We start from the raw sequence: 7295 nt of genomic DNA on the forward strand, positions 1-7295 counted from the left end.
GAGCCGAACCCCGCGCCGCTCAAGGCGCTGCTGGCGCACGGCGGATCGATGCGCGACGAGCTGCGCTCGCCGATGACCCGCGCCTCCGATGCCTTGCGCGAGCGCCTGGTGGTGCTGGACGCCCGGCTCAGCCGCCCGTAACGGGCGGGAAGAAGGCGACCTCGCAGCCTTCGCGCAGCGCGGCCGCCTCGTCGCTCATGGCCTGGTCGAGCGCCATGCGCACGGCCTTGCCGCGCGCCAGCGCCGCGGCGTACGCCCCGCCGCGCGCGATGAGTTCGTCGCGCAGCGCGGCCAGGGTGGCCGCACCGGTGTCGACGGTTTCGCCGCTGGTGTCGAGCGCCTCGCGCACGGAGGCGAAGTAACGGATCTGGACCTTCATGGACAGCTTCGGTCAGGCCAGCAGCGAGGCCAGGGGGATGAAATTCACCGTGTCGCCGGCCCGGATGGTCTGGCCGGGCGGGTTGTCGACGACGCCGTCGCCCCAGACCATCGAGGTCAGCACGCCCGAGCTCTGGTTGGCGAACAGGTCGAGCCCGCCGGCGGCGTTGCGCCGGGCGCGCAGGAACTCGCGGCGGCGATCGGCGCGCGGCCAGTCGAAGTCGGCGCGCATCTGCACGGGCTCGGGCGCCACGCGCGTGGCGCCCTGCAGCGTCAGCAGGAACGGACGCACGAGCAGCAGGAAGGTCAGGAAGCTGGACACGGGGTTGCCGGGCAGCCCCGTGACGTGGCAGCGCCCCTGCGCCTCGCCACCGGCCCTTGCGATCGAGCCATAGGCGAAGGGCTTGCCGGGCTTCATCGAGAGCGACCACAGCTGCAGCTCGCCGAGCGCCTGCACCGCGGCCTTGATGTGGTCTTCCTCGCCCACCGACACGCCGCCGGTGGTGATGATCAGGTCGCTGCTTTCCGCAGCACCGCGCAGCGCCTCGATGGTGGCCTCGCGCTTGTCGGGCACGATGCCCAGGTCGTTCACCTCGCAGCCGAGCCGGCGCAGCAAGGCGCGCATGAAGAAGCGGTTGGAGTTGTAGATCGCGCCGGGCTTCATGGCCTCGGGCGCGACCTCGCCGGGCATCACCAGTTCGTCGCCGGTGGACAGCAGCGCGACGCGCGGCCGCCGCGCGACCTGGAGCCGGTCGAAACCCACGCTGGCGGCGAGCCCGAGCGCGGCGGGCGTCAGGCGCTCGCCCTGGCGCAGCACCACGTCGCCGGCGGCCACGTCTTCTCCGGCGCGGCGAATCCACTGGCCGGCCGCGGGAACGATGTCGATGCGCACCGCGCCGAGCGTGCCCTCCTGCGGCACGTGCTGGGTGTCTTCCTGCATCACGATGGCGTCGGCGCCCTCGGGAATCTGGGCGCCGGTGAAGATGCGCGCCGCGGTGCCGGCCGCGAGCGGCGTGCCCACGGTGCCGGCAGGAATGCGCTGCGCGACCTGCAGCACGGCGCCCGGCGCGGCGCAGTCGGCCACGCGCACCGCATAGCCGTCCATCGAGCTGTTGTCGCGCGGCGGCACGGTGAGCGCCGAGACGATGTCCTGCGCGAGCACGCGGCCGTCCGCATCGAAGGTGGTCACGCTTTCGGCGGGCAACCTGGGCAGCGCCTTGGCGAGCAGGCTCGCAAGCGCTTCGTCGAGCGCCATCAGCGGCGGGCGCGAGGGAGCGGTGGAATCAGCCATGGTGTTCGGGGTTGTATTCGAAGCGGCTTGCGCTGTCGATCAACCACTGCGCGATGCCCTCGATGTCGTCGAGGTCGAACAGCGGCAGGCTGGTGGGCACCGGCAGGCTCGCGGGCGCATCGGTGGCAATGGCGGTCACGAAGGCGTCCTCGATGTACTGCGAGGGCCGGGGCGGCTTGCCGTCCTCGGGGGCGCGCCAGACTTCGATCTTGAGCAGGTCGCTGTGCTTGAAGCCCTCGACCAGCACCCAGTCGACGCCGTCATGGAGCTCGGCGATGAGGTCGTGCACCGACAGCTGCGCGGGCTGCTCGAATTCGCGGATCAGCGCGAGCCGCCTGTCCGACGCCACCACCACCTCGAAGGCCCCCGCCTCGCGATGGCGGTAGGTGTCCTTGCCGGGATGGTCGATGTCGAACTTGTGGTGCGCATGCTTGACCACCGACACGCGCTGGCCATGGAGCTTGAGCACGGGAATCAGGCGCTCGACCAGCGTGGTCTTGCCCGAACCCGAATACCCGGAAAAGCCGATCACCTTCATGTCGAGTTCCTGTGGCGGCCGTCTATGCGGCCGCCGAATGCATGTGCGGGGCAGCCGCTGCAGGGCGCGGCTTGCGGCAAGGGTCAGTCACAGTTCTGCGCGATGTAGGCCTTCACGGCCTCGGCATCGGCCGGCAGCTTGACGACCCGCTTGGGCAGCGCCTCGATGCCTTCGAACCTGGCCGGGCGTGCGGGCTCGTGGCCCAGCGCCTCCACCAGCGTGGCGGCAAACTTGATCGGCAGCGCGGTCTCCAGCACCACCATCGGCACGCCGGGCGCGAGGTGTTCGCGCGCAGCCTTGAGGCCGTCGGCCGTGTGCGGATCGACCAGCGTGGCAAAGCGCTTGTCGGTCTCGCGGATGGTGGCCAGGCGGTCGGCATGGGTGCTGCGGCTGCTCTTGAAGCCGAAGCGCTCCGCGGCCTGCCTGAACGCGGGATCGGCGCTCAGGTCGAAACGGCCCTGGCGGCCCAGATCGTCCACGAACAGCGAGCGCAGCCTGCCGGCATCGCGACCCACGAGGTCGAACACGAAGCGCTCGAAGTTGCTGGCCTTGCTGATGTCCATCGAGGGGCTCGAGGTTTCGTGCGTGTCGGCCGCCGCGCGAACGCGGTAGATGCCGGTGCGGAAGAACTCGTCGAGCACGTCGTTCTCGTTGGTGGCAACCACCAGCGTCTGGATCGGCAGGCCCATCATGCGCGCCACGTGGCCCGCGCAGACGTTGCCGAAGTTGCCCGAGGGCACCGTGAAGCTCACGGGCTTGTCGTTGCTCGCCGTGGCCTGGAAGTAGCCTGCGAAGTAGTAGACGACCTGCGCGAGCAGCCGCGCCCAGTTGATCGAGTTGACCGTGCCGATGCGGTACTTGCGCTTGAAGCCCAGGTCGTTCGACACCGCCTTGACGATGTCCTGGCAGTCGTCGAACACGCCGCTGATGGCGATGTTGTGGATGTTCTGGTCCTGCAGGCTGAACATCTGCGCCTGCTGGAACGGGCTCATGCGGCCGTCGGGCGAGGTCATGAAGACGCGCACGCCCTTCTTGCCGCGCATGGCGTACTCGGCCGCGCTGCCGGTGTCGCCGCTGGTGGCGCCCAGGATGTTGAGCTCGGCGCCGCGGCGGGCCAGTTCGTACTCGAACAGGTTGCCCAGCAGCTGCATCGCCATGTCCTTGAAGGCCAGCGTGGGGCCGTTCGACAGGGCCTCGAGGTACACGCCGTCTTCCAGCTCGCGCAGCGGCACGATCTCGTCGCTGCCGAACACTTCGGCCGTGTAGGTCCTGGCGCAGATCGCCTTCAGGTCGGCCGGCGGAATGTCGTCGATGTAGAGCGAGAGGATCTCGAACGCCAGTTCCGCATACGGCAGCTCGCGCCATTTGGCGAGCGTGGCGGTGTCGACCTGCGGGTAGTGCTCGGGCAGGTACAGGCCGCCATCGGGCGCGAGGCCTTCAAGCAGGATTTCGCAGAAACGCTTGCGGTCGGGGTGGCCGCGGGTGCTCAGGTAGTTCACGGTAGGTCTCTTGCGCCGTCCTCAGGACAGCTCTTCCTTGCGGATGCGCACGATCGGCTGCAGCACGGTGGGCAGGGCCTGCAGTTCGGCGAGCACGTCGTTCACCGTGCCTTCGCGCGCATCGTGCGTGAGGATGATCAGGTCGGTCTGGGTGGAGCCCTCGCCGCCCACTTCGTCGGCTTCGCGCTGCAGCACCGCGTCGATGCTGATGCCCGCGGTGGCCAGGAGGCCCGTGACCTTGGCAAGCACGCCGGCCTGGTCGGCCACGCGCAGGCGCAGGTAGTAGCTGGTGACGACCTCGGCCATCGGCAGCACCTTCAGGTCGCTCATGGCATCAGGGTGGAAGGCCAGGTGCGGCACGCGGTGCGCGGCATCGGCCGTGTGCAGGCGCGTGATGTCGACGAGGTCKGCGATCACCGCGCTGGCGGTCGGCTCGCTGCCCGCGCCCTTGCCGTAGTACAGCGTGGTGCCGACGGCGTCGCCATGCACCACCACCGCGTTCATCGCGCCTTCGACGTTCGCCAGCAGCCGCTTCGACGGCACGAGCGAGGGGTGCACGCGCAGCTCGATGCCCTGCGCGGTGCGCTTGGTGATGCCGAGCAGCTTGATGCGGTAGCCGAGCTGTTCGGCGTACTTGATGTCCTGCGCCGCGAGCTTGGTGATGCCCTCGATGTGCGCCTTGTCGAACTGCACCGGAATGCCGAAGGCAATGGCGCTCATCAGCGTGACCTTGTGGCCGGCGTCCACGCCCTCGATGTCGAAGGTGGGGTCGGCTTCGGCGTAGCCCAGGCGCTGCGCCTCCTTGAGCACGGTGGCGAAGTCGAGCCCCTTGTCGCGCATCTCGGAGAGGATGAAGTTGGTGGTGCCGTTGATGATGCCGGCCAGCCACTGGATGCTGTTGGCGGTGAGGCCCTCGCGCAGCGCCTTGATGATCGGGATGCCACCGGCCACCGCGGCCTCGAAGGCCACCATCACGCCCTTGGCATGCGCGGCCGCGAAGATCTCGGTGCCATGCACCGCAAGCAGCGCCTTGTTGGCCGTGACCACGTGCTTGCCGGCCGCAATCGCCTCGAGCACCAGCTGCCTCGCGATGCCGTAGCCGCCGATGAGCTCGATGACGATGTCGATGTCCGGATTGGCGATGACTTCGCGCGCATCGGCTACCACCTTCACGCCTTCGCCAGCCACTTCGCGCGCACGCGCCGCGTCCAGGTCGGCCACCATCGTGATCTCGATGCCCCGGCCGGCGCGGCGCTTGATTTCTTCCTGATTGCGCAGCAGCACCTTGAAGGTGCCGCTGCCGACCGTGCCTGCGCCGAGCAGGCCTACTTGGATGGGTTTCATTGGGAGATTCGCGTGGATGGTTCGTAAGGGGTGGTGAGGGAGGCACCGCCGGCCGCCGCGGCCAACCGCGCGGCGAGCGGGCGCGCCGTCAATCCGTCTTGCTGCGCAGGCGGTACAGCTCCAGGAACCTGGCAATGCGGTTGATCGCTTCGCGCAGGTCGTCCTCGTGGGGCAGGAACACGATGCGGAAGTGGTCCGGCGTGGCCCAGTTGAAGCCCGTGCCCTGCACCAGCATCACCTTGGTCTCCCTCAGCAGCTGGAGGAAGAACTGGCGGTCGTCGGTGATCGGGTAGACCTTGGGATCGAGCTTGGGGAACATGTAGAGCGCGGCGCTCGGCTTGACGCAGCTCACGCCCGGAATGGCCGTGATGAGCTCGTAGGCCAGGTCACGCTGGCGCCGCAGGCGGCCGCCGTCGCCGACCAGGTCGTTGATGCTCTGGTAGCCGCCGAGTGCGGTCTGGATGGCCCACTGCCCCGGCACGTTGGCGCACAGGCGCATGTTCGAGAGCATGTTCAGGCCCTCGATGTAGTCCTGCGCCCGCGCCTTGTCGCCCGAAACCACCATCCAGCCCGCGCGGTAGCCGCACGAGCGGTAGCTCTTGGACAGCGAGTTGAAGGTCAGCGTGAGCACGTCGGTCGACAGGCTCGCGATCGCGGTGTGCCGCACGCCGTCGTACAGCACCTTGTCGTAGACCTCGTCGGCGAAGATCACCAGGTGGTGCTCGCGCGCAATGTCGACGATGCTCTTGAGCAGTTCGTCGGAATAGAGCGCACCGGTCGGGTTGTTGGGGTTGATGACCACGATGCCCTTGGTGCGGGGCGTGATCTTGGCGCGGATGTCGTCCAGGTCGGGCATCCAGCCGTTGGCTTCGTCGCAGAGGTAGTGCACCGGCTTGCCGCCCGAGAGGCTCGAAGCGGCCGTCCACAGCGGATAGTCAGGGGCCGGAAGCAGCATTTCGTCGCCGTCGTTCAGCAGCGCGTTGGTGGCCATGGCGATCAGCTCGCTCGCGCCGTTGCCCAGGTAGATGTCCTCGAGCGTGACGCCCGCAACACCCTGCTTCTGGGTTTCGTGCATCACGGCCTTGCGGGCCGCAAAGATGCCCTTGCTGTCCGAATAGCCGGCCGACCCCGGCAGGTTGCGGATCATGTCCTGCTGGACCTCTTCCGGCGCATCGAAGCCGAACACGGCCAGGTTGCCGATGTTGAGCCTGATGATCTTCTGGCCCTCTTCCTCCATCTGCTTCGCGGCGTCCATGATGGGGCCGCGGATGTCGTAGAGCACGTTGGCCAGCTTGGCCGATTTCTTGAACTGCTTCAAAGGGCCCTCCCGGGCGCGGGTTACTTACTCGAGGTCGAAAGGCCCTGAAGGGCCTCGTGTCACTGGGAAAACCTATAATTTGACCACAGTTCCCAGTGCCCCGATGAAGCTCCAGCCCGACAAATCCGACGCCCAGTCCCTTACCGCGCACGGCCCCGGGTGGGTCGCAATCAACAACGAAAAGGTCGAGGGCAGCGTGGTGGTGGGCTCCCGCGGCGAGCGCTTCGAATGGAACTGCTCCCGTTTCGACCAGCTCGGCCCCGAGCATTTCGCCCAGCTTGCGTCGCTGGGCGCGGAATTGGTCATTTTCGGAAGCGGATCACGCATCCGGTTCCCGCAGCCTGCCTGGCTCCAGCCCCTGATGGCCAGGCGCACCGGCGTGGAGACCATGGACACCCCCGCCGCCTGCCGCACCTACAACATCCTGGCCGGCGAAGGCCGCCACGTGATCGCCGCCCTCCTCGTGGAACCGCCCGAGCGGTGAGAGAAGGCTTTTCGGGGTAAAATACCGGGTTGCGAACAGGCCTGCTGCTCCAGTTAGCAACGACCAATCCTCCATTCGTCGAGTGTGCTGCAAAGCGCCCGATCAATGGAAACCAACGGAGAAAACAAGTTTCATGGCGATCGTTGTCAACAAACCCATTCCTGAATTCGACGCCAACGCCACGGGCGGACTGAAAGTCTCGAATACCTCTCATCTCGGCCACGTGCTGGTCATGTATTTTTACCCGAAAGATAACACTCCGGGTTGCACGACCGAAGCCATGCAGTTTCGCGACCGCTACAAGGACTTCGAAAAGGCCGGCGCCACGGTGTTCGGCGTGTCCCGCGACAACATGAAGTCGCACGACGAGTTCAAGGCCAAGCTCGAACTCCCGTTCGAACTCATCGCCGACACCGAAGAAAAAATGTGCCACATGTTCGGCG

General features: G+C 67.4%; 8 protein-coding genes and 1 pseudogene. 3 read left to right on the forward strand and 6 right to left on the reverse strand.

What is annotated here, in order from left to right:
• Nucleotides 1-141: pseudogene (locus AC1DOC_RS12050) on the forward strand (4-hydroxy-tetrahydrodipicolinate synthase); the annotation flags it as partial.
• On the opposite strand, the gene moaD reads toward AC1DOC_RS12050, so the two are convergent.
• From moaD to AC1DOC_RS12080, 6 genes are all read right to left on the reverse strand, one after another.
• Nucleotides 128-379, reverse strand: coding sequence for a molybdopterin converting factor subunit 1 (gene moaD, locus AC1DOC_RS12055; RefSeq protein WP_062362136.1), 252 nt, complete (start codon nucleotides 377-379; stop codon nucleotides 128-130). The pseudogene AC1DOC_RS12050 and the gene moaD sit on opposite strands and share 14 nt — an antisense overlap.
• A 12-nt stretch (nucleotides 380-391) precedes the next feature.
• Complete coding sequence (locus tag AC1DOC_RS12060; RefSeq protein ID WP_478079629.1) at nucleotides 392-1669, reverse strand: molybdopterin molybdotransferase MoeA; 1278 nt, start codon at nucleotides 1667-1669, stop codon at nucleotides 392-394.
• A complete protein-coding gene (gene mobB, locus AC1DOC_RS12065) occupies nucleotides 1662-2207 on the reverse strand; it encodes a molybdopterin-guanine dinucleotide biosynthesis protein B (RefSeq protein WP_012746970.1) in 546 nt (181 codons plus the stop codon). The genes AC1DOC_RS12060 and mobB overlap by 8 nt, the downstream gene beginning before the upstream one ends.
• Nucleotides 2208-2290: 83 nt before the next feature.
• Nucleotides 2291-3706, reverse strand: coding sequence for a threonine synthase (gene thrC, locus AC1DOC_RS12070; protein WP_062362141.1), 1416 nt, complete (start codon nucleotides 3704-3706; stop codon nucleotides 2291-2293).
• 21 nt (nucleotides 3707-3727) lie between these two features.
• On the reverse strand, nucleotides 3728-5050 hold the full coding sequence (locus AC1DOC_RS12075; protein WP_012746968.1) for a homoserine dehydrogenase: 1323 nt from the start codon (nucleotides 5048-5050) through the stop codon (nucleotides 3728-3730).
• 88 nt (nucleotides 5051-5138) lie between these two features.
• Nucleotides 5139-6368 carry a pyridoxal phosphate-dependent aminotransferase gene (locus tag AC1DOC_RS12080; protein ID WP_012746967.1) on the reverse strand — a complete coding sequence of 410 codons (1230 nt, stop codon included), beginning with the start codon at nucleotides 6366-6368 and terminating at the stop codon, nucleotides 5139-5141.
• 103 nt (nucleotides 6369-6471) lie between these two features.
• Between AC1DOC_RS12080 and AC1DOC_RS12085 the strand changes: the two genes are divergently transcribed.
• Nucleotides 6472-6852, forward strand: coding sequence for an Mth938-like domain-containing protein (locus tag AC1DOC_RS12085; RefSeq protein ID WP_012746966.1), 381 nt, complete (start codon nucleotides 6472-6474; stop codon nucleotides 6850-6852).
• 133 nt (nucleotides 6853-6985) lie between these two features.
• A partial coding sequence (locus AC1DOC_RS12090; protein WP_478129853.1) for a peroxiredoxin occupies nucleotides 6986-7295 on the forward strand: 310 nt, incomplete at its 3' end.

Source organism: Variovorax sp. 01T439_2, assembly GCF_056398445.1.

Bases quoted from the DNA above. Each gene is read 5' to 3' on its own strand.
- AC1DOC_RS12060 (WP_478079629.1), bottom strand. From the start codon at position 1,669: ATGGCTGATTCCACCGCTCCCTCGCGCCCGCCGCTGATGGCGCTCGAC.
- moaD (WP_062362136.1), bottom strand. From the start codon at position 379: ATGAAGGTCCAGATCCGTTACTTCGCCTCCGTGCGCGAGGCGCTCGAC.
- mobB (WP_012746970.1), bottom strand. From the start codon at position 2,207: ATGAAGGTGATCGGCTTTTCCGGGTATTCGGGTTCGGGCAAGACCACG.
- AC1DOC_RS12085 (WP_012746966.1), top strand. From the start codon at position 6,472: ATGAAGCTCCAGCCCGACAAATCCGACGCCCAGTCCCTTACCGCGCAC.